Annotated in this window: 18 protein-coding genes and 1 riboswitch; of the genes, 14 read left to right on the top strand and 4 right to left on the bottom strand. The window is 60.5% G+C overall.

Going from position 1 to position 19,580, the window contains the following annotated elements; genetic code table 11:
• The first annotated feature begins 54 nt into the window (after positions 1–54).
• A riboswitch (cyclic di-GMP riboswitch) is annotated at positions 55–141 on the top strand.
• A 148-nt stretch (positions 142–289) separates the two neighbouring features.
• Together ACB028_RS03210 and ACB028_RS03205 are read left to right on the top strand one after the other, a co-directional pair.
• Positions 290–3,295, top strand: coding sequence for a glycosyl hydrolase family 18 protein (locus ACB028_RS03210; RefSeq protein WP_371143499.1), 3,006 nt, complete (start codon positions 290–292; stop codon positions 3,293–3,295).
• Between the two features lie 139 nt (positions 3,296–3,434).
• On the top strand, positions 3,435–4,379 hold the full coding sequence (locus ACB028_RS03205; protein WP_042025772.1) for a chemotaxis protein CheV: 945 nt from the start codon (positions 3,435–3,437) through the stop codon (positions 4,377–4,379).
• A gap of 88 nt (positions 4,380–4,467) precedes the next feature.
• Here ACB028_RS03205 and ACB028_RS03200 read toward each other — a convergent pair whose 3' ends face one another.
• Complete coding sequence (locus ACB028_RS03200; protein WP_371143478.1) at positions 4,468–5,067, bottom strand: arylesterase; 600 nt, start codon at positions 5,065–5,067, stop codon at positions 4,468–4,470.
• A gap of 110 nt (positions 5,068–5,177) precedes the next feature.
• Here ACB028_RS03200 and ACB028_RS03195 point away from each other — a divergent pair, with 110 nt between their 5' ends.
• Together ACB028_RS03195 and ACB028_RS03190 are read left to right on the top strand one after the other, a co-directional pair.
• Positions 5,178–5,873, top strand: a complete 696-nt coding sequence (locus ACB028_RS03195) for an ABC transporter ATP-binding protein (protein ID WP_371143477.1) — start codon at positions 5,178–5,180, stop codon at positions 5,871–5,873.
• Between the two features lie 55 nt (positions 5,874–5,928).
• Positions 5,929–8,376, top strand: a complete 2,448-nt coding sequence (locus ACB028_RS03190) for an ABC transporter permease (protein ID WP_371143476.1) — start codon at positions 5,929–5,931, stop codon at positions 8,374–8,376.
• Between the two features lie 77 nt (positions 8,377–8,453).
• Here the strand turns inward: ACB028_RS03190 and ACB028_RS03185 are convergent, their stop codons facing one another.
• Together ACB028_RS03185 and ACB028_RS03180 are read right to left on the bottom strand one after the other, a co-directional pair.
• Positions 8,454–9,359 (bottom strand): TIGR01777 family oxidoreductase, encoded by a 906-nt coding sequence (locus tag ACB028_RS03185; RefSeq protein WP_371143475.1) that lies wholly within the window; start codon positions 9,357–9,359, stop codon positions 8,454–8,456.
• Positions 9,360–9,532: 173 nt separating this feature from the next.
• On the bottom strand, positions 9,533–10,714 hold the full coding sequence (locus ACB028_RS03180; RefSeq protein WP_371143474.1) for a PLP-dependent aminotransferase family protein: 1,182 nt from the start codon (positions 10,712–10,714) through the stop codon (positions 9,533–9,535).
• Positions 10,715–11,041: 327 nt separating this feature from the next.
• Between ACB028_RS03180 and trmB the strand changes: the two genes are divergently transcribed.
• The 7 genes from trmB (at position 11,042) to ACB028_RS03145 (ending at position 16,643) form a co-directional block, all read left to right on the top strand.
• Positions 11,042–11,755 carry a tRNA (guanosine(46)-N7)-methyltransferase TrmB gene (gene trmB / locus ACB028_RS03175; RefSeq protein ID WP_225633216.1) on the top strand — a complete coding sequence of 238 codons (714 nt, stop codon included), beginning with the start codon at positions 11,042–11,044 and terminating at the stop codon, positions 11,753–11,755.
• Between the two features lie 13 nt (positions 11,756–11,768).
• A complete protein-coding gene (locus ACB028_RS03170) occupies positions 11,769–12,101 on the top strand; it encodes a YggL family protein (RefSeq protein WP_371143473.1) in 333 nt (110 codons plus the stop codon).
• Between the two features lie 103 nt (positions 12,102–12,204).
• Positions 12,205–13,125, top strand: coding sequence for a glutaminase B (glsB, locus tag ACB028_RS03165; protein ID WP_042025762.1), 921 nt, complete (start codon positions 12,205–12,207; stop codon positions 13,123–13,125).
• A gap of 27 nt (positions 13,126–13,152) precedes the next feature.
• Positions 13,153–14,445 carry a sulfurtransferase gene (locus ACB028_RS03160; RefSeq protein ID WP_371143472.1) on the top strand — a complete coding sequence of 431 codons (1,293 nt, stop codon included), beginning with the start codon at positions 13,153–13,155 and terminating at the stop codon, positions 14,443–14,445.
• A 118-nt stretch (positions 14,446–14,563) separates the two neighbouring features.
• Positions 14,564–15,745, top strand: a complete 1,182-nt coding sequence (locus ACB028_RS03155; RefSeq protein ID WP_371143471.1) for a S8 family peptidase — start codon at positions 14,564–14,566, stop codon at positions 15,743–15,745.
• A 100-nt stretch (positions 15,746–15,845) separates the two neighbouring features.
• Complete coding sequence (locus tag ACB028_RS03150) at positions 15,846–16,055, top strand: YgdI/YgdR family lipoprotein (RefSeq protein ID WP_026456840.1); 210 nt, start codon at positions 15,846–15,848, stop codon at positions 16,053–16,055.
• Between the two features lie 186 nt (positions 16,056–16,241).
• Positions 16,242–16,643 carry a DUF2541 domain-containing protein gene (locus ACB028_RS03145; RefSeq protein ID WP_371143470.1) on the top strand — a complete coding sequence of 134 codons (402 nt, stop codon included), beginning with the start codon at positions 16,242–16,244 and terminating at the stop codon, positions 16,641–16,643.
• A 71-nt stretch (positions 16,644–16,714) separates the two neighbouring features.
• Here ACB028_RS03145 and mog read toward each other — a convergent pair whose 3' ends face one another.
• Entirely contained in the window at positions 16,715–17,245 is a 531-nt protein-coding gene (gene mog / locus ACB028_RS03140; protein ID WP_042025758.1) for a molybdopterin adenylyltransferase, read from the bottom strand.
• A 396-nt stretch (positions 17,246–17,641) separates the two neighbouring features.
• On the opposite strand from mog, the gene ACB028_RS03135 reads away from it, so the two are divergent.
• The 3 genes from ACB028_RS03135 to ACB028_RS03125 all read left to right on the top strand — a co-directional run bounded on the left by ACB028_RS03135 (position 17,642) and on the right by ACB028_RS03125 (position 19,574).
• Positions 17,642–17,974: a DUF3135 domain-containing protein gene (locus ACB028_RS03135; RefSeq protein ID WP_225633213.1), complete on the top strand. Its 333-nt coding sequence runs from the start codon at positions 17,642–17,644 to the stop codon at positions 17,972–17,974.
• A 228-nt stretch (positions 17,975–18,202) separates the two neighbouring features.
• The gene (locus ACB028_RS03130) at positions 18,203–19,000 is read left to right on the top strand and encodes a threonine/serine exporter family protein (RefSeq protein WP_042025757.1); all 798 of its coding nucleotides are present in this window, start codon (positions 18,203–18,205) and stop codon (positions 18,998–19,000) included.
• A 106-nt stretch (positions 19,001–19,106) separates the two neighbouring features.
• Entirely contained in the window at positions 19,107–19,574 is a 468-nt protein-coding gene (locus ACB028_RS03125; RefSeq protein ID WP_026456638.1) for a threonine/serine exporter family protein, read from the top strand.
• The last annotated feature ends 6 nt before the right edge of the window (positions 19,575–19,580 follow it).

Here is a 19,580-nt window from a genome sequence, read left to right as displayed (position 1 = left end):
GAAGATTGAGACTCTGGTGGTTAATTCCTATACTTAATCCGTTCCTAACGGAACCCAGGTAAAGGGCAAACCGGTAGCGATGCCGGGACGCAATGCCTCCGGTCTGTCTGGGTAGTCGAGACAGATAGCGGGGTTCCCCTGGGTGACAGTCGTGTCTGTGGCGCGTCCATCGCCAGTTGTCTGCACCTATCACGCAGGTTGCGATTGTTCTTTGTCCTGGTGACCCATGCCAAGACAAAACAAGGAAGATAACAATATGCAACAAACCTTAAGGCCCAGCCGGCTCGCCATGCTGGTGGCCATTGCTGCCATGCCCGCCTGGGCGCAGGCGGCGTACCCTGCCTATCAGGCCGGCGCGGCCTACAAGGCTGGAGATGTCGTCAGCAACGTCGGCAACCTCTACGAATGCAAGGAATTTCCCTACTCAGGTTGGTGCGGTGCGTCTCCCTATCACTACGAACCCGGCGTGGGTTCGGTCTGGGGTGATGCCTGGAAACTGTTCAGCGAGGGGGGCGGTAATCCGGATCTGGGGCTCGTCGTCAGCTCTCCCGCCGTTGGCAGTGCATTTGACGAAGGGACAGAGGTTGCGCTGGCGGTGACCCTGAGTGGCAACAGCAGCGCGCTGGCGAAGGTCGAGTATCTGATCGATGGCCAGCCGGTGGCGCAAGTGAGCGCCTCTCCCTGGTCAGCCAGCTGGGTCGCCAGCGGAGTGGGGGCTCATCAGCTTAAATCCCGGGCGCTGGACAAGGATGGCAAGGTGCTGAGTGAGGCGGACGCCAGTTTCAGCATCAATGCCGTGGTGGCGCCAGAAGCGCCCAAGGTGAACATCAGCAGCCCGGCCAATGGTGCCAAGGTGACCCTGGGCCGCAGCGTGGCGGTGAGCGGCAATGTGACCGACGCCAACAACGATGTCGCCAAAGTCGAGCTGTTTGTCGATGGCAAGAAGGTAGGAGAGGACACCAGCGCGCCCTGGCAGGTAAGCTGGATCCCGCAAGCCAAGGGGGCGGCGGCACTCAAGCTGGTGGCGACCGACAAGGCAAACCTCACTGGCGAATCAGCCCTGGTCGACGTGCAGGTGGAAGAGGCGGCCCTGCCACCCACCGGTGGCAACCTCTCCTGCGACATCCGCCAGATCTACCGCCCGGACGGCTACGAGTGCATGGGGGATGACCATGCCCGCCGGGTTATCGGTTACTTCACCTCCTGGCGCACCGGCAAGAACGGCCTGCCCGCCTATCTGGTCAACGATATCCCCTGGGACAAGATCACCCACATCAACTATGCCTTCGCGGCGGTGGATGAACAGAGCCATACCATCAAGGTGGATGACTCCGCCACCAAGATGACCTGGGACGGAGTGCCGGGCGCCGAGATGGATCCCGAATTCGCCTACCAGGGCCACTTCAACCTGCTCTCCAAATACAAGAAGCAGTACCCGGACGTGAAGACTCTGATCTCGGTCGGTGGCTGGGCCGATACCCGCGGCTTCTACACCGCCACCACCAAGGGCGACTGCTCGATCAACACCGCCGGCATCAACGCCTTTGCCGACTCGGCGGTGAGCTTCATCCGCCAGTACGGTTTCGATGGGGTGGATGTGGACTACGAGTACCCCACCTCCATGAAGGATGCTGGCAATCCGAACGACTTCCCGCTCTCCAACCAGTGCCGCGCCAAGTTGTTTGCCAACTACGAGGTGCTGATGAAGACCCTGCGTGAGCGGCTCGACAGCGCCGGCACCGAGGATGGCCGCAAGTACATGCTGACCATCGCCTCGCCGGCATCGGCCTATCTGCTGCGCGGTATGGAGAACTTCCAGGTCACTCAGTATCTGGATTACGTCAACCTGATGACCTATGACTTCCACGGTGCCTGGAACCACTTCGTCGGTCACAACGCGGCCCTGTTTGACAACAATGCCGACCCCGAGCTCTCCCACTGGGGCGTCTATACCCAGACCCAGTTCGGCGGCATCGGCTATCTGAATGCGGCCTGGTCTGCCCACTACTTCCGCGGCGCCCTGGCGGCCGGCAAGATCAACGTGGGTGTGCCCTATTACACCCGCGGTTGGCAGGGGGTGAGCGGCGGTACCCACGGCCTGGGTGGCAAGGCGGCCTTGCCGAGCCAGAACGAGTGCCAGCCGGGCACGGGTGGCAGCACGATTCCGTGCGGCAATGGGGCGGTCGGCATCGACAACATCTGGCACGATCTCGACAAGAACGGCAAGGAGATCGGCGGTGGCGCCGTTCCCATGTGGCATGCCAAAAACCTGGAGCACGCGGCCAGCCTCGGCATCACTACCTTGCCGAGCTATGGCACGGCCTGGGGTCTGGATCCCAACAATCCGGCGCACGTGATGCAGGGACAATATGTCCGTTACTACGATGACAAGGCCCATGCGCCCTGGCTGTGGAACGAACAGAAGAAGGTGTTCCTCTCCACCGAAGATGAAGAGTCCATGGGCCACAAGCTCGACTACATCATCAAGCGCGGTCTGGGCGGCGTCATGTTCTGGGAGATGGCGGGTGACTACGCCTTCGATCCGGCCAAGAACGAGTACGGCATGGGCAGTACCCTGACCACTCTTGCCTACGAGAAGTTTGCCAAGGCTGCGCCTTACAATACCCAGCAGAACGATCTGCCGGCGCCGAGCGCCCAGCTCGACATCGGCGTGAGCCTCTCTGGCTTCAAGGAAGGGGACTCCAACTACCCGATCAACCCGAAACTCAAGCTGGTCAACAAGTCGACCCAGACCATTCCGGGCGGTGCCAGAATCGAGTTCTTGGTCCCCACCTCCACCTCTGACACCATCACGGATCAGAGTGGCATGGGGCTCAAGGTGGTCGAAAGCGGTGGCAACGACAACTCGGAAGGCATCGCAAACGAGAAGGACTTCCACAAGGTGGCCATGAACCTGCCGGGCTGGCAGACCCTGGCACCGGGAGCCGAGGTGGAAGTGGCGATGACCTACTATCTGCCGGCCGCCGGCGTACCGAGCGGGATGCGCATCATCAGCGGCAGCCAGACCATAGGTCTCAAGGCCGAGTTCCCGACCCTGCCCGAAGCGGTACTGGGCACGGGTGGCACAGGTGGCGGTGGTTCCGATGGTTCGACCTGCAGCAGCCAGAACGTGGATCCGGCCTCCTACCCGGCCTACCCGAGCTGGCCGCGCGGGGATCACGCCAGCGGCGGCGATCGCATCACCCACAACAAAGCGGTGTGGCAGGCCAACTGGTGGACCAGCAGTGAACCCAAGGCCGGCGACGGCAGCTGGAAGTCAGTCTGTAGCTATTGATTTTAAAATCAATGTGATAAGTGAGGCTTAGGCCTCACTTTTTTTGTCTGATTGGTCGCTCTGCTGGAAAAAGCGTCTGCCTTTCCTAGCCGCTGCTCTCTATAATAGAGTCGATTAATAATCAGATGGATGTCAGCATATGGCGAGTATATTGGATTCAGTTGATCAACGAACCCAGCTGGTGGGCGAAAACCGCCTGGAGTTGTTGATGTTCCGCCTCGGCACCCGCCAGATGTTTGCGATCAACGTCTTCAAGGTGAGGGAGGTAGTCAAGCTGCCCCACCTCAACAAGATGCCGGGTTCCCACCACAACATCAGCGGCGTGGCCAATATCCGGGGTACCTCGATTCCGGTCATCAACCTGCGCAGCGCCATCGGCATGCGCCCCATGCCCATCGATAGCGAATCCAACCTCATCATCACCGAATACAACCGCACCATTCAGGGCTTTCTGGTGGGGCAGGTGGCCAATATCGTCAACATGACCTGGAAGGATATTCTGCCGCCGCCGCGTTCTGCAGGGCGGGCCAACTACCTGACCGCCATCACCCGGATCCCGGAGGACGGGGTCGATCAGATCGTCGAGATTATCGACGTGGAGAAGGTGCTGGCGGAGATCATCACCTATGACATCCGCATCTCGGAAGAGGTACTGGATCGGGAGATCCTGCCCGAGATGCACGGTCGCAAGGTACTCATCGTGGATGACTCCAGCACGGCCCGCAATCAGGTACGTGAAACCCTGGGGCAGCTTGGCCTTGAGGTGATCGAGTGTCAGGATGGCTTGCAGGCCCTCACCCTGCTCAAGGGGTGGTGTGATGCGGGCAAGAAGGTGACCGACGAGATCCTGCTGATGATCACGGATGCGGAGATGCCGGAGATGGACGGCTATCGCCTGACCCACGAGGTGCGCAGCGATGCGCGCATGGCCGACCTCTTCATCACCCTCAACACCTCCCTGAGCGGCAACTTCAATGAAGCCATGGTCAAGAAGGTGGGGTGTGACCGCTTCATCTCCAAGTTTCAGCCCGACTTGCTGGTCGGAGTGGCGCAGGAGCGTCTGCGCCAAGTGCTGGAGCAGTAAATTTCGTGCGTTTTTGATAAAACAAACATCCCGCCCTGGCGGGATGTTTGTTTATGGGAAGAGTGACAGGTTGGAGGGGGCTATGGCCTCAGCGCTCTAACAGAGGCTCGATGAAACGGGCCACCTTGTCGCGGATCTGCGGCTGGGCGGCTGGCGTCGGATGGATGCCATCGTTCATCATGAGTTCAGGGCGCAGTGCAATATCATTCATGAAGAAGGGGAGCAGCGGCAGTTTGTTGGCCTCGGCCAGTTCCGGGAAGATCTGCTCGAACTGGCGCAGATAGCGGGCGCCATAGTTGCGCGGCAGCTGGATCTGGGTCAAGACCACGCGCGTCTGGTTGGCCTTGGCCAGGGCAATCATGTCGGCCAGGTTCTTGCGGGTGATGGCTGGCGCGAAGCCGCGCAGGCCGTCATTGCCCCCCAGCTCGATCAGCAGCCAGTCCGGCTGGTGTTCTTCCAGCAGGGCGGGCAGGCGGGCCAGTCCCCCCTGGGTCGTTTCGCCGCTGATGCTGGCGTTGATCAGGGAGTGCACAGCCCCTTCATTTTGCCACTTCTGGTTGAGCAGGGCAGGCCAGCTCTGCTGAGCCTGCATCTGATAACCGGCACTCAGGCTGTCCCCCAGCACCAGCAGGGTCTGGGCCTGAACGGATGAAATCAGGAAACAGAGGGCAAACAGAATACGCGCCATAACATCAACTCCCTTCAGTGATTGGTATTAAAAAAGGACAAGGGCCTGCACAGGATGTCGACACCTGATGGTGACGGTCACCAAGGCCCTGAATAAACAGGATACGCAGCATGAGTTCAACACCCATTATCGTCGTCAGGAGCCTGGGCAAATCGGTTCGCCTCGGCCAGGAAAGCCTCACCATCCTTGAAGGGATCGATCTGCAAGTCAATAGCGGCGAGACGGTGGCCCTGGTGGGGGCGTCCGGATCGGGCAAATCCACCCTGCTGGGGCTGCTGGCAGGCCTCGATCTGCCGAGCCAGGGGGAGATAGAGATCCTCGGCAAATCCCTCGGCGAGCTGGATGAGGAGGGGCGGGCGCGGCTGCGAGCCGAGCAGATCGGTTTCGTATTCCAATCCTTCCTGCTGCTGCCCACCATGACAGCCCTTGAAAACGTGATGCTGCCGGCCGAGCTGCGCGGCGAGCGGGAGTGCGAGCAGAGGGCCCGCGAGCTGCTGGCGGCGGTGGGCTTGAGTGAACGGCTGCACCATCTGCCACCCCGCCTTTCCGGTGGCGAGCAGCAGAGGGTCGCCATCGCACGAGCCTTCATGACCCGCCCCAGCCTGCTGCTGGCCGACGAGCCGACCGGCAACCTCGACAGCAAGACGGGCGAGAAGGTGATAGAGCTGCTGTTCGAGCTCAACCGCAAGCACGGCACGACCCTGGTGGTGGTGACCCACGACCACGAGCTGGCCCGGCGCTGCCAGCGCCAGATCGTGATGGCGGCCGGACGGTTGGAAGGGAATTCCGAAGAGGTGGAGGCATGAGACGATCCGGGATGACATGCCTGCCTGTTTGGCCAGTAAATGGAGGTCACGGGGAATGATGCAGTGGCGACTGGGATGGCGACTGCTTCGCCGGGAGGGATTCAACGGCGAGCTGCGCTGGTTTGTGCTGGCGCTGGCCCTGAGCGTGGCTTGCGTGCTGAGCGTGGCGCTGGTGGCAGATCGGCTTGATGCCGGCCTCAAGGCATCGGGCCGCGACTTTATCGGGGCGGATCGGGTGCTGCGCACCGCCACGGCCATGCCGGATGGCTGGTTGCAGCAGGCAAAAAATGACGGATTGGCGGTGCAGACCACGGTCAGCTTCAACAGCATGCTGTTTCATGGCGAGGCGCTGCAGCTCGCCTCCATTCGGGCGGTGCCGGACGGTTTTCCCTTCTACGGCAAGCTGGAGTTGACCCCGCAGCGTTCTCCCGCGCTTGGGGAGATCTGGCTGTCGGCCCGGGTGATGCAGCTGCTGGCGGCCAAGCCGGGGGACGAACTGGAGGTCGGCAATACGGTGCTGAAAGTGGCCGGGCTGCTTGGCGAGGAGCCGGATCAGGGCTTCAGCCCCTTCCTGCTGGCGCCCAGGGCTCTCATTCACAGTGCCGATATCGAGGCGACCGGCGCCCTGTTGCCCGGCTCGCGCCAGCAGTGGCGCTATCTGTTCCAGGGCTCGCGGGAGTCACTGGCCCGCTACGAGCGCTGGCTGGAGCCAAAGCTGCAGCCGGGCCAGAAGTGGATCAAGCCGGATGACGGCGAGTCCCGGGTGGGGCGCTCGCTCGCCAATGCGGAGCGTTTCTTCCGGCTGGCCTCCCTGAGCGGCGTGCTGCTGGGGGCGCTGGCCATGGGGATCGCAGTGCGCCACTTTGCCGAGCGCCAGACCAATATGGTGGCGCTGCTCAAGACCCTGGGGGCTTCCCGTGCCAGCCTGTGGCAACTGATGAGCGTGCTGCTGCTCTCCCTGACCCTGATTGGCGCCCTGCTTGGCCTGCTGGCGGGCACTGTGATGCAGTGGGTCACTCTGCAGCTGTTGGGGGAGTTGCTGCCCCCGGATCTGCCGCCTCCCTCCTGGCGCCCCTTCGCCCTCGGGGTGGCGGTCGCCTTCTTCATCACCCTGTTGCTCGCCTTCGTACCCTTCCTGCGCCTGCTCAAGGTGCCGCCCCTGCGGGTATTGCGCCGCGAGCTGGAGGCGAGCGTTCCCCCCTGGCTGGCGTTGCCGGTGGGGTTGCTCGGCCTGTTTGCCCTGGTGTGGGGCTTTACCGCCGACATGCGTCTGGCGTTCGGGCTGATCGGGGGTATGGGCCTGCTGATGGGGTTGCTGGCGCTGCTGGCCGCCGGTCTGCTGCGGCTGGGGGCCGGGGTAAATGGCCCTCACGCCCTGCGTCTGGCACTGGCCCATCTTTCCCGCGAGCGCAGCAGTGGCCTGTTCCAGCTGGCGGGCTTTGCGCTGGCGCTCATGCTGTTTGGCCTCTTGTGGGCGGCGCGCGTCGATCTGCTGGACGAGTTCTCGGCCCGTTTGCCCGCCGATGCCCCCAACCGGTTTTTGGTCAATGTGGCGGAACATGAGCGCGAGGGGATCCTGGCCGATCTGGCGGCGGCGGGCGCGGTCACCTCGGACTTCTATCCCATGGTGCGCGGTCGCCTGACCCACATCGCCGGCGAGGCGGTGGGTGAGGGGGCCGCCAGCGGCCGCGAGGGGGTCGATCGGGAGCTCAATTTCACCACCACCAGCACCCTGCCGGTCGACAACCAGCTGGTGGCGGGGCGCTGGTTTGACGGGCCCGGGGAAGTGTCGGTGGACAGCGAGCTGGCCGGCAGGCTCGGCATCAAGCTGGGGGACATGCTCGGTTTCACTATTGACGGGCGCAGCTTCGGGGCTCGAGTGACCAGCCTTCGCAGCATCAAGTGGGACAACATGCGCCCCAATTTCTACATGATCTTCTCGGAGGATCTGCTCTCCTCCTTCTCCCGTACCTGGCTCGGCAGCTACCGGCTGCCCGCCGCCGGGCGCGCCGCCGAGGTGGAGATCATCCGCCGCCATCCCACGGTCAGCCTCATCGACGTAGATGACTTGATCGCCCGTTTGAGTCAGGTTTCCGAACAGGTGAGCCGGGCGCTGGCCCTGATGCTGGGGCTGGTGACGGTGGCGGCGTTGCTGGTGCTGCTGACCCAGACCCAGGCCAGCATGGCCCACCGGCGCCGCGAGCTGCTGCTGATGCGCACCCTGGGAGCCGGTAGCGCGCTGCTCAAGAGGATGCTGCGCTGGGAGCTGGTGGCGAGCGGCGCTCTGGCGGGGCTGTGCGCCGCCATGGTGGTGGAACTCTGCTCCTTCGGCCTGCAGTGGTGGTGGTTCGAGGGGCAGTGGCAGTTCCACTGGGCCATCTGGCTCACCTTGCCTACCCTGGGGGCCGTGCTGGTGACGCTGGCCGGGCAGGGGATGCGCCGTCAACTGCTGGCGGGTACCCTGAGCGATCGCTTGCGCGGCCTGGGGCAAGGCTTGCTGTAAGCGGCGGTAGGCATATTTACAGTCAATAAAAACAACCCGGCCAATTGGCCGGGTTGTTTTTATTGGGATCTGGCGTGCTAGCGGGGAGATCTCAGCAGATTGGTGAGGGCCTGGGGGAGTTCAGGGTAAGTGAAGTGAAAACCGGCCTGCTGCAGGCGGGCGGGTAGCACGTGTTGTCCGGTCAGCAGCAGATCCGATGCTTCTCCCATCATCAGGCGCAGCAAGGCTGCGGGCACGGTAAAGAGGTGGGGGCGGTGAAGGGTGTGCGCCAGAGTCTGGCTGAACTCCCTGTTGCTGACCGGATGGGGGGCTGTGCCGTTGAAGATGCCGTCGCACTCGCCGTGCTCCAGCAAAAACAGGATGGCGCGCACCAGATCCTGCACATGGATCCAGCTCATCACCTGGTTGCCGGCGCCCATGGGACCGCCGAGACCAAACCGGTAGGGGGGCAGCATTTTGGGCAGGGCGCCGCCATCGGTGCCAAGCACCAGTCCGATCCGCACGATGCAGACCCGGGTCAGGCGGCTGCGGGCCTCCTGAGCCAGGGTTTCCCACTGCTGGCAGAGCTGGTGGGTGAACTCGTCGTGGGGCGTCTGACACTGCTCATCCAGCGGCGCATCGTCTTGCCTGCCATACCAGCCGATGGCGGAGGCGTTGATCAGCACCTTGGGGGGCGTGGTCGAGAGCTTGATGAGATCCACCAGCTGTTCGGTCAGCAGCCAGCGGCTGTCGCAGAGCAGCTGCTTGCGCTGCTCGCTCCAGCGTCCGGCGGCGATGGGCTCCCCCGCCAGGTTGATGACCGCATCCACGTCATTGAGATCGTCGAGCCTGTCCAGGCTGTCGAGCACCTTGATGTCGTGACCCAGCAGGGTATAGGCGCGGCTGCCCTGGCGGCTCAATACCACCACCTCGTGGTTTACCTTGAGATGGGCCACTAGTCGACGGCCGATAAAGCCGGTGCCCCCCGTGATCAGAATCTTCATCGCTGCGCTCCCTAATTCGTTGTTTTCACTCTAATCAGCTCTTGGGCATTGAACAAGTGGCCGCAGGTTCATCATTCTCTGCCTGCTCTGTTACCGCAGCGGGATGCGGGCGAAAAAAAACCAGCGGATCACTCGCTGGTTTCAGGAACGTGCTCGCCGTCATGGCGGCGCTATCAGAGCATGCGGGTGAGAGCGCGGCAGAGGCGCTTGACCCCCTCTTCGATGGTTGCCTCATCCACGCAGGAGAAGCTCAGGCGCAGGGTGTTCTGGATCTCGGGGCGCACGTAGAAGGGGGCCCCGGGTACGAAGGCAACTTTCTCCTTGATCGCCTCGTCAAACAGCGCCATGGCGCTGACGCTCGGCGGCAGGGTCAGCCAGAGGAACATGCCCCCTTCCGGTCGGGTGTAGCTGACGCCGGGCGGGCAGTGACGGGCCAGGGCAGCCTCCATGGCGGCGCGCTGGCGGCCATAGACCTCCTTGAGCTTCTCCAGATGAGCATCCAGCGAGTTGTCGATCAGGAAGCGGTGTAGCACCTGCTGGCTGAAGGCGTTGCTGTGCAGGTCGGTGGCCTGCTTGGCGATGGTGACCTTCTTGCGCAGCCAGTCAGGCACCAGCATCCAGCCGAGGCGGAAGGCCGGGACGACGGTCTTGGAGAAGGAGCCGAGCAGCACGGTATTGTTCGGCGCCAGCTTGGCGATGGGGGGCAGGTGCTCGCCCTCGAAGCGCAGCTCGCCGTAGGGGTCATCTTCCACCATCAAGAGCTCGTGGCGCACCAGCCGCTCGGCCAGCGCCTCGCGGTTGGTGCGGCTGTAGGAGACGCCGCTCGGGTTCTGGAAGTTGGGCACGCCGTAGAGCAGCTTGGCATTGGAGCCGCTGGCCAGCAGCGCATCCAGCGCCGCCAGATCCAGCCCTTCTTCACCGAGGGTGATGGGCTTGAAGGTGGGCTGATAGACGGAAAATGCCTGGATGGCGCCAAGATAGCCTGGCTCCTCGATGATGAGGTCCTGCTCCTCGTCGATCAGTACCTTGCCCAGCAGATCCAGCGCCTGCTGGGAGCCGCTGGTGATGAGGATGTTGTCCGGGTTGACCTGCATGCCGTGGCGGCTCAGATAGCGGTCGGCAATATATTGGCGCAGCGGGGCGAAGCCCTCGGTGGCGGCATACTGCAGGGCGGCGGCACCCTGCTCGCGCAGCACGTCCTGGCAGGCCTGGTCGATGGCCTTGACCGGAAACAGGTGCGGGTTGGGCAGACCGCCGGCGAAGGAGATGATCTCCGGGTTGGCGGCAACTTTAAGGATTTCGCGGATAAAGGAAGGCTCGACTTTTTCGAAACGCTGGGCAAAAAACGGCTGCATAGGACTCTCTCTGGCATGATGAGCGGTCACTCCATTCGACCGCCAAGTTATCCGGTTGTATCAGATTTAAAAAATGAGGCAATGGCTGTAACAATATTCGCCAAAAAAGAGCCGGTTTGGCGCCGTGGCGGCGGCCACTGCCCATGACTGCGAGATCCGCGGGCGTGGATGGAAGATTTGTTGTGCGAAACACTTGCGCCCAGTGGCTATCTTGGGATAATTCGCTCCCCTGTTTTCGCCAGGCGATGAAATAACGAGCGTCGAGCCGTCCTTGCGCTGAGCGGATCCAAGACGTATTACCCGGATTGATGAAATAACGAGACAATTATGCCTGTGACCCAAGATGTATTTAACGAAGACGGCAAGTTCATGCGCAAGATCCGCAGCTTTGTCCGTCGCGAAGGCCGCCTGACCAAAGGGCAGGAGAAGGCCCTGGAAGAACTCTGGCCGGTCATGGGTATCGATTTCGCGCCAGAGCCGCTCGATCTGGTCGCCCTGTTTGGCCGCGAAGCACCGGTAGTGCTGGAGATCGGTTTCGGCATGGGCGCCTCCCTGGTTGAGATGGCCAAGAACGCCCCCGAGAAAAACTTCATCGGCATCGAGGTACACACCCCGGGAGTGGGTGCCTGCCTGGGTACCGCCCAGGAAGCGGGCGTCACCAATCTCAAGGTCATTTGCCACGACGCGGTCGAGGTGCTGGATCACATGATCCCGAACGGCTCTCTCGCCTGCCTGCAGCTCTTCTTCCCTGACCCCTGGCACAAGAGCCGCCACCACAAGCGCCGCATCGTGCAGCCGGCGTTCGCCCAGGCCATTCGTCAGAAGCTGGCCATCGGTGGTGTCTTCCACATGGCCACCGACTGGGAAAATTATGCCGAGCACATGCTGGAGGTGATGAGCGCTGCCGAGGGGTACGAAAACACCTCTGCCACCGGCAACTGGGTGCCGCGTCCCGACTGGCGTCCGCTGACCAAATTCGAACAACGGGGCCATCGTCTTGGTCACGGGGTTTGGGATCTGATTTTCAAACGTGTCAACTAACTAAGGAGCTATCATGGCCAATCGTAGCCGCCGCCTGCGTAAGAAACTGCGCGTCGATGAATTCCAGGAAATGGGGTTCGACATCGGTTTCAACTTCCCGGTCGGCACTGCCGAAGAAACCATCGATGCGGTAGTCGATGCGATGATCGATGAAGTGATTGAACCCCGCAAACTGGCCTTCGCCGGTTCCGGCCACCTGGCCTGGGAAGGGATGATCTGCACCCAGCTGCTCGGCAAGTGCACCGAAGAAGATCGCGCCGCCGTCAAAGCCTGGCTGGAAGCCAAGGGGATGGAAGCCGTGGTGGTCAGCGAGCTGTTTGACCTCTGGTACGGTGAACCGGCCTAATCATCTCTTGCCCATGGTGGGCAGATAGACAAATCCCGCCGCTGGCGGGATTTTTGTCAGTGGACCCGGGTTCTTCGCAGCCGTTTTAGTCATGGAATCGCTTATGGTGTTGTCATCCGAATTACTGGCCAGCATTCTGGAAGAGGTGCGCCCGCTGCTGGGGCAAGGCAAGGTGGCCGACTACATTCCCGCCCTGGCCCAGGTGCCCGCCGATCGGCTTGGCATGGCGGTCTGTACCGTGGAGGGAGAGCTGTTCACCGCAGGTGATGCCTTCGAGCCCTTCTCCATCCAGAGTATCTCCAAGGCCCTGAGCCTCACGCTGGCCCTCACCCTCTATCAGGAGGAGGAGATCTGGGCCCGGGTGGGTAAGGAGCCGTCCGGCCAGCCATTCAACTCCCTGGTCCAGCTGGAGTTCGAACAGGGCATTCCCCGCAACCCCTTCATCAATGCCGGAGCCCTGGTAGTGAGCGATCTGCTGGAGACCCGCCTGACCGCCCCGCGCCAGCGCACCCTGGAGCTGGCCCGCCGTCTTTCCGGTAACCCGGCCATCATGGCGGATCAGATAGTGGCTCGCTCCGAATACCAGCACTCCGCCCGCAACGCCGCCATCGCCTACCTGATGAAGGCTTATGGCAACTTCGAAAATGAAGTGGACAAGGTGCTGCAAAGCTACTTCAATGCCTGCGCGATCCGTATGAGTTGCGTCGATCTGGCGCGGGCCTTCATCTATCTGGCCAACCGGGGGGTACCGCTCGGTGAGACGACGCCGCTGCTGCCGGCCCGTACCACCAAGCAGGTCAATGCCCTGCTCGCCACCTGCGGCCTCTATGACGAGGCCGGTGATTTTGCCTATCGGGTGGGGATGCCGGGCAAATCCGGGGTCGGCGGCGGCATTATTGCCCTCATCCCGGGTGAGTTGTGCGTCTGTGTCTGGTCGCCCGAGCTCAACAAGGCCGGCAATTCGCTGGCGGGCACGGCGGCGCTGGAGTTGCTGGCCGAGCGCCTGGGCCGCTCCATTTTTTAACCTTGTTCAATGAATCGAGAGATCATCATGAAACGATATCTTCGCTCTCTGCAGGCCGCACTGGCGACCTTGCTGTTCTGGTGTGCCTGGCCCGTCCTCGCCGCCGAATTGCCGTCGCTCACCCTGACCGATGCCAAGGCCAAGCAGGCGGTCATCCTGGATACCCGTGCCAGCTACTTCTATCAGGGGTGGCCAATGGAGGGCGAGCAGCAGGGTGGCCATGTGGCCGGGGCCGAACTCCTCTCCGCCGACTGGAAATACAGCGATGAAGAGTGGCCCAAGGCGCTTGCCGCCAAGGGACTGAAAGCCGATCGTCCGGTCGTTCTCTACGGTGCGCCGCGCGAGGTGGCCGAAGTGGCCCGCCTGTTGCGCCAGCAGGGCATCAAGCATCTGTTCGAGCTGCAGGATTGGCAGAGTGTCCCGCGCGAGCATCTGGTTCGCTGGCAGCAGCTGGTCTATCCGCAGTGGCTGGCTGATCTGCAGGCCGGCAAGCCGGTGGTTGCCGCGCCGAAAGGGGAGTGGAAGTTGTTCGAGGTGGATTGGGGGGCACCCAAGGCCTACCTCATCAGCCATATTCCGGGGGCGGGGTATATCGACACCAACCGCCTGGAGGAGGAGCCGCTGTGGAACAAGGTCTCTGATGAGGCGCTCAAGAAGCTGCTGCTGGAAAATGGCATCCGTCACGATACCACCGTCATCCTCTATGGTCGCAACACCATGGCGGCGGCCCGTGCGGCCCACCTGATGATGTATGCCGGAGTGGAAGATGTGCGGCTGCTGGACGGCGGCTTGGAGGCCTGGTTCGGCCAACATCTGCGCACCGAAACCGGCCTGCCCAATACCTTTGCACCGGTCAAAGAGTTCGGAGCCACCATTCCTGTGCATCCCGAGTACCTCACCACCCTGGCCCAGGCCAAGGAGCTGCTCAAACAGCCCGATGGCGCCCTGGTCAGTGTGCGAACCTGGGACGAGTTTGTCGGCAACACCTCGGGTTACAGCTACATCAAGCCGAAAGGGGACATCCCGGGGGCCAAGTGGGGGCGTGGTGGCGTGGATGCCAACAGCATGAGCGACTTCCACAACCCGGACGGCACCATGAAACCGGCCGGCGAGATCCTCGCCATGTGGGATGAGTGGAACATAGAGCCGACCCAGCAGGCCGCCTTCTATTGCGGTACCGGCTGGCGCGCTTCCGAGGCCTTCTTCTACGCCTGGCTGATGGACTGGAAGCGGATCAGCGTCTATGACGGTGGCTGGTACGAGTGGAGCATGGATCCCAGGAATCCCACGGTGACCGGTGAGCGTCAGCCCGCCAAGTAATTGATAATCGTGAAAAGGCCGGACATCTGTCCGGCTTTTTTTATCCCGGTTCGTGTCAGCGGCCACGGAACACTACACTTTTTGCGAAGAGATATCAGATCGACGTGAGGAGTGACTGATGAAACGGGTATGGATAAGTCTGCTGGTGGCAGGGATGCTGGGGCAGGGGGCCATGGCCGCAGAGCGGGCCCGCTATCTGGTGCAGATCAAACCGGGTGCCAGCGACTCCGTGCTGGCTCAGAGTCGGGGGATGGGGGGCGAGCTGGCACTGGTGCTGAAGGAGCAAAATGCCCTTGCACTCTGGTTGCCGTCGACGGCAGTCACAGCCTTGGCGCGTAATCCCAACGTACTCTGGGTTGAACCGGATGCCAAACGTTATGCCAGTGCCGAAACGCTGCCTTACGGCATTCCCATGGTCCAGGCGCCGGAGCTGAGTGATGCGGCGGCCGGGGAGGTACTGATATGCATCATCGACTCGGGTTACAGCGGCAATCATCCCGACTTGCCGCATGGGGCTCAGGTACAGGGCAGTGACAATGCCGGTACCGGCAGCTGGAGCAGCGACGAAAATGGCCACGGCACCCATGTGGCGGGCACCATAGCCGCAGTGGGTGGCAACGACATGGGCGTGGTCGGGGTGCTGCCGAACCAGAGCGTGCCGCTGCACATCATCAAGGTGTTTGGCGCCAATGGTTGGGCCTATACCTCCAACCTGGTGGGGGCACTCAACGCCTGCCAGCAGGCAATGTCCAGCCGTGGTTTTACCCGCATGGTCATCAATATGAGTCTGGGGGGGAGTGTCCCCAGCAAGACCGAAGAGAGAGCCTTCAACCAGGCCTACAGCCAGAATGTGCTGAGCGTGGCGGCGGCAGGCAATGCCGGCAATACCAGCAAGTCCTATCCTGCCTCCTACAGCAGTGTGGTGAGCGTGGCAGCCATCGATGCCAACAAGCAGCTTGCTTATTTCTCCCAACGCAACGATCAAGTGGAGCTGGCGGCACCCGGCGTCTCGGTGATGTCGACCGTGCCGGGCGGTTACGCCTACTACAGTGGCACTTCGATGGCGACGCCTCACGTGGTCGGGGTGGCCGCTCTGGCCTGGTCGCAGCGGCTGGAGTGCAGCAACGATCAATTGCGCCAGACCTTGCGCCTCAGCGCTCAGGATCTGGGCGCGGCCGGACGGGACAACAGCTATGGCTACGGCCTGGTGCAGGCCAGGGCGGCGGCGGATCGGCTGGCGCTCGGGTGTGACGGCAGCACTAGCAGCACGGGCGGTGGCAAGCAAGGTGGACGCAAGTAGCTGATAGTTGGCGAAAATCCCTTCAGGCTTGGCGATTCTGGACTAGGCTTCAAACACCGCCCTCGGAGTTGAGGGAGAACACAGGGAGATGAGACTGGTGATGAAACAACTGATGATTATCCTGGTATGTGCATTCGGGTTGGTGGCGTGCAGTTCCCAATACATCATGAGTACCAAAGACGGGAAAATGATCACCACCGACAGCAAGCCCAGGCTGGACGAGAGCACCGGCATGTATCGTTATTACGATGAAGAGGGGCGTGAGGTGATGATCAAGAAGGATGACGTCACCCAGATCATGGAGCGCTGATCGCCATCCGTGGTCACAGGGGCTGCCCATGGGCGGCCCCTGTCATTTTCATATCTCTCTCCCGAAATGATTAATTCGCTCACACTTTGTTATTAGTGGATGATTTTTCAGCAATATTTATTAATCGGGTACAGCTGCCGTTATGGTTTCGCCGCTATCATGACGCTCCGTTTTATTGGAGGTGTTATGTCCCTGATATCTGTCCTTAAACCACGTCTTTCCGTCCGAGCCCTGCTGGGGGGCGCCTTGCTGGCCGTTGCATCGAGCAGCTACGCAGGCGATGACCAATTTACCCTGGGACGGACCATACTGCTGGGGGCCGGGGATCATGGCGCGACCATCCCTTTGGTGATCTGCCGTCAGACTAAATATATCAAGGTGAAAGCCGAGCGGGATTTGACCTTGGAGCGTGTGGTGGTGACCTATGGTGGTGATCGCACCAAAACCATCTATTTTGATCGGGAAATGCGTGGCGAGAAAGAAACGGAGTGGCGCTCGCTGGGTTCACGTCGCTGCGTGAAGAAAATTGAAGTCTATGGTAATTCAGAGCGTAGCAAGGCTGGCGTTAAAGTATTTGGTCGCAAGTAAACGAATACTGCCTGGATATTAATTTTCTTGTTCCGTGAATATGGCGAGCCGGGTGGCTCGCCATTTTTTTATTATTTTTTCGGACGGAAGGGTTTGATGACGGTTTCATCGCATTCGAGATAAGGCCCTTCCATCAGATCGATGCAGTAGGGGATGGCGGGGAAGACTGCGTCCAGGCACTCACGGATGGACTTTGGCTTGCCCGGCAAGTTGACGATCAGGGTGTCATCCCGCAAGCCGGCGGTCTGGCGGGAGAGTATGGCGGTTGGCACAAACTTGAGAGATTCGGCCCGCATCAGCTCGCCAAAACCGGGCATCATGCGATCGCATACCGCTTCGGTGGCTTCCGGGGTGACGTCTCGCTTGGCCGGGCCAGTACCGCCGGTGGTGACCACAAGGCAGCACTCCTCTTCATCCGCCAGGCGGATCAGGGTTGCCTCGATCTGATCCTGCTCATCCGGGATCACCTGGTAAACAGGCTCCCACTCCGAAGTCAGGTAGGCGTTGAGAGTGTCGATGATGGCCTTGCCGGAGAGGTCTTCATAGATGCCGGCACTGGCACGATCGCTGACAGTAACGATACCGATTTTTGCCTTGCTCATGGTCTGCTCTTGGTTGCGCTGAATAAGTGGAAAATAAAATAGCATAATCAGCAAGATAAGTTAAACGATGGTAGCTTGGGCAGCGATGCTTGATTGAAATATAAGTGTCGAATGAAGCAAAAATAATGAGGCTGGTTCGTTTGGTCGCAATAAAAGAGGGGAGGGATAATACAAAATTGTATAAGTGGAACCGAGTTCAGGATTGAATTAATAATTTATTGAAATGTATCGATAATTACAGACTTTGCTGTCAGTTTGAGTCTTGTTGTTTCTGGCAAGGCGCACTTTTGGGAGTGAACCCGGGATTGTTCAGGCGTATATAAAAACGAGAGAGGCCGATGATGAGCCGTCGTCTTTTCTTAGTCCATATTGCGGCGCATGATGGAGGGCATATTTATGGAATTGCCTGATTTCGATACCCTGAAAGAGCTTGCTGCCACTGAACCGGCCCAACTCGACACAATACTGCAGCAACAGATAGATGAGTTGATGGCCCGGGCGGGGCCTGAGCAGCAGCGTCGTCTGCTGGGCCTGCAGTTCCAGATTGATGGCCAGCGCCGTCTGGCAAAAAACAATCTCGACAGCTGCATCCGGATTGCCAATATGATGAAAGACTCCTTTTATTTGATGCAAACCGAAATGATGCAATTCAAGGAAGAGGAGATATCGGCTGAAAACGATAGCAATAGCAAAATAATCCAGTTGGCAGATTATCAACGCATTAAATAATCTCTCGTCATTATTATTGCCAGAATTAATCAAGCGCACCCGGCAGGAATATACACCGGGAGGGGCTTCTTTAATGTTGTTACTTCTGAGTTGACTTGTAATGAAGTTGTGATTTGTGGGGAGTTATTTAATAAATAATGACGATATGTCGTTGCTGTCAATGGATGAATGGCAGCAAGAAGTAAGCTAATATGGCCAAAGTTTTAATTGCTACGACTCGAAGGGATTATGAGAAGTATCACGCCAAGGCGGGTGTTGTCGCGGGAGCAGCAGACCGAGATCACCCGCATTATCGTCAAGGTGGGTCAAATGCTGGCCCAGTTTGGCGCAGAGAGCCGCATCATAGAGCAGACCACGGTTCGGTTGGGGTTGGCGCTGGGGCTGGAGAGCGTCGAGATGGCCATCTCCTCAAGCGCCATCGTGCTTACCAGCCTCTATCAGGGAGGGTGCGTCACCACCACCCGCAGAGTACGGGAGCATGGCATCAATATGCAGGTGGTGTGCGAAATCCAGCGTATCTGCATCATGGCGGAAAAAGAGTTGATTGGTGCCCGGGAAGTACGCCAACGGCTCGAGGCCATAGTGCCGTTTCACTACCATCCCTGGCTGGTGGTGCCCATGGTCGGGCTATCCTGCGGCGCGTTCAGCCTGCTGTTTGGCGGTGACTGGCCCATCTTCCTGGTCACCTGTTTCTCCTCCGCCGTGGCGATGCGGGTGCGCCAGCTGATGGCTCGCCATCACCACAGCCCCTTGATCAACTTTGCCGTGACCGGCTTTATCGCGACCCTGCTCTCCTCCAGCGCCACCTTCTTCCATTGGGGTGAGCAACCCTATCTGGCCATGGCGGCCAGCGTGTTGCTGCTGGTGCCGGGCTTCCCGCTCATCAATGCGGTCTCCGATATGGTGAAGGGCTACTTCAATATGGGGCTGGCCCGCTGGGGCACAGCGACCCTGCTGACCATCAGCGCAGCCATCGGTATTATCCTGGCGATGACGGTGACGGGCATCTGGGGGTGGAAGGTATGATGGTTGTTGACTCTGAGTTGGCACATGAGGATCTGGCCATCAGCGCAGGAAGCCATATCGGCATCATTCTGACCATCTCGGTGACCGGAATCAGGGGGTGGAAAGTATGATGGATCTGCTCTGGCTGCTGGCCAAGGATGCCTTCTGGTCGGCCATACCGGCGGTGGGTTTTGCCATGATCTTTAACGTGCCGCCGCGCATGCTCAAATATTGCGCCATGGGCGGGGCGCTGGCCCACAGCCTGCGTACCCTGCTCATCCATTACGGCATGACCATCGAATGGGCTACCCTGGCGGCGGCGACCACGGTCGGGTTTGTCTGCGTCTACTGGTCACGCCGCCTGCTGGCGCCCCGCCCCGTATTCAGCGTCGCCTCCATTATTCCAATGATCCCGGGCAGCTATGCGTTCAAGACCATGATTGCGGTGGTGGAGCTCAATATCTCGGGGGTGAGCATGGAGCTCATCCAGAGCGCGGTGGAGAACGGGTTAAAGTCTATCTTTATCGTAGGGGCCTTAAGTTTTGGGTTGGCGATCCCCTCTCTGGTCGTATATCGTAACCGGCCCATAATTTAGATGGTT

Source organism: Aeromonas sp. S9(2024), assembly GCF_041403185.1.
In the GTDB taxonomy this organism is placed as follows: Bacteria; Pseudomonadota; Gammaproteobacteria; order Enterobacterales; family Aeromonadaceae; genus Aeromonas; species Aeromonas enteropelogenes.
The sequence above is the reverse complement of the archived record's forward strand: the minus strand, read 5'-3'. Positions and strand labels throughout refer to the sequence as shown.

Coding starts and splice junctions, on each gene's coding strand:
- ACB028_RS03210 (WP_371143499.1), top strand. CDS start 290: ATGCTGGTGGCCATTGCTGCCATGCCCGCCTGGGCGCAGGCGGCGTAC.
- ACB028_RS03205 (WP_042025772.1), top strand. CDS start 3,435: ATGGCGAGTATATTGGATTCAGTTGATCAACGAACCCAGCTGGTGGGC.
- ACB028_RS03200 (WP_371143478.1), bottom strand. CDS start 5,067: ATGGCGCGTATTCTGTTTGCCCTCTGTTTCCTGATTTCATCCGTTCAG.
- ACB028_RS03195 (WP_371143477.1), top strand. CDS start 5,178: ATGAGTTCAACACCCATTATCGTCGTCAGGAGCCTGGGCAAATCGGTT.
- ACB028_RS03190 (WP_371143476.1), top strand. CDS start 5,929: ATGATGCAGTGGCGACTGGGATGGCGACTGCTTCGCCGGGAGGGATTC.
- ACB028_RS03185 (WP_371143475.1), bottom strand. CDS start 9,359: ATGAAGATTCTGATCACGGGGGGCACCGGCTTTATCGGCCGTCGACTA.
- ACB028_RS03180 (WP_371143474.1), bottom strand. CDS start 10,714: ATGCAGCCGTTTTTTGCCCAGCGTTTCGAAAAAGTCGAGCCTTCCTTT.
- trmB (WP_225633216.1), top strand. CDS start 11,042: ATGCCTGTGACCCAAGATGTATTTAACGAAGACGGCAAGTTCATGCGC.
- ACB028_RS03170 (WP_371143473.1), top strand. CDS start 11,769: ATGGCCAATCGTAGCCGCCGCCTGCGTAAGAAACTGCGCGTCGATGAA.
- glsB (WP_042025762.1), top strand. CDS start 12,205: ATGGTGTTGTCATCCGAATTACTGGCCAGCATTCTGGAAGAGGTGCGC.
- ACB028_RS03160 (WP_371143472.1), top strand. CDS start 13,153: ATGAAACGATATCTTCGCTCTCTGCAGGCCGCACTGGCGACCTTGCTG.
- ACB028_RS03155 (WP_371143471.1), top strand. CDS start 14,564: ATGAAACGGGTATGGATAAGTCTGCTGGTGGCAGGGATGCTGGGGCAG.
- ACB028_RS03150 (WP_026456840.1), top strand. CDS start 15,846: ATGAAACAACTGATGATTATCCTGGTATGTGCATTCGGGTTGGTGGCG.
- ACB028_RS03145 (WP_371143470.1), top strand. CDS start 16,242: ATGTCCCTGATATCTGTCCTTAAACCACGTCTTTCCGTCCGAGCCCTG.
- mog (WP_042025758.1), bottom strand. CDS start 17,245: ATGAGCAAGGCAAAAATCGGTATCGTTACTGTCAGCGATCGTGCCAGT.
- ACB028_RS03135 (WP_225633213.1), top strand. CDS start 17,642: ATGGAATTGCCTGATTTCGATACCCTGAAAGAGCTTGCTGCCACTGAA.
- ACB028_RS03130 (WP_042025757.1), top strand. CDS start 18,203: ATGAGAAGTATCACGCCAAGGCGGGTGTTGTCGCGGGAGCAGCAGACC.
- ACB028_RS03125 (WP_026456638.1), top strand. CDS start 19,107: ATGATGGATCTGCTCTGGCTGCTGGCCAAGGATGCCTTCTGGTCGGCC.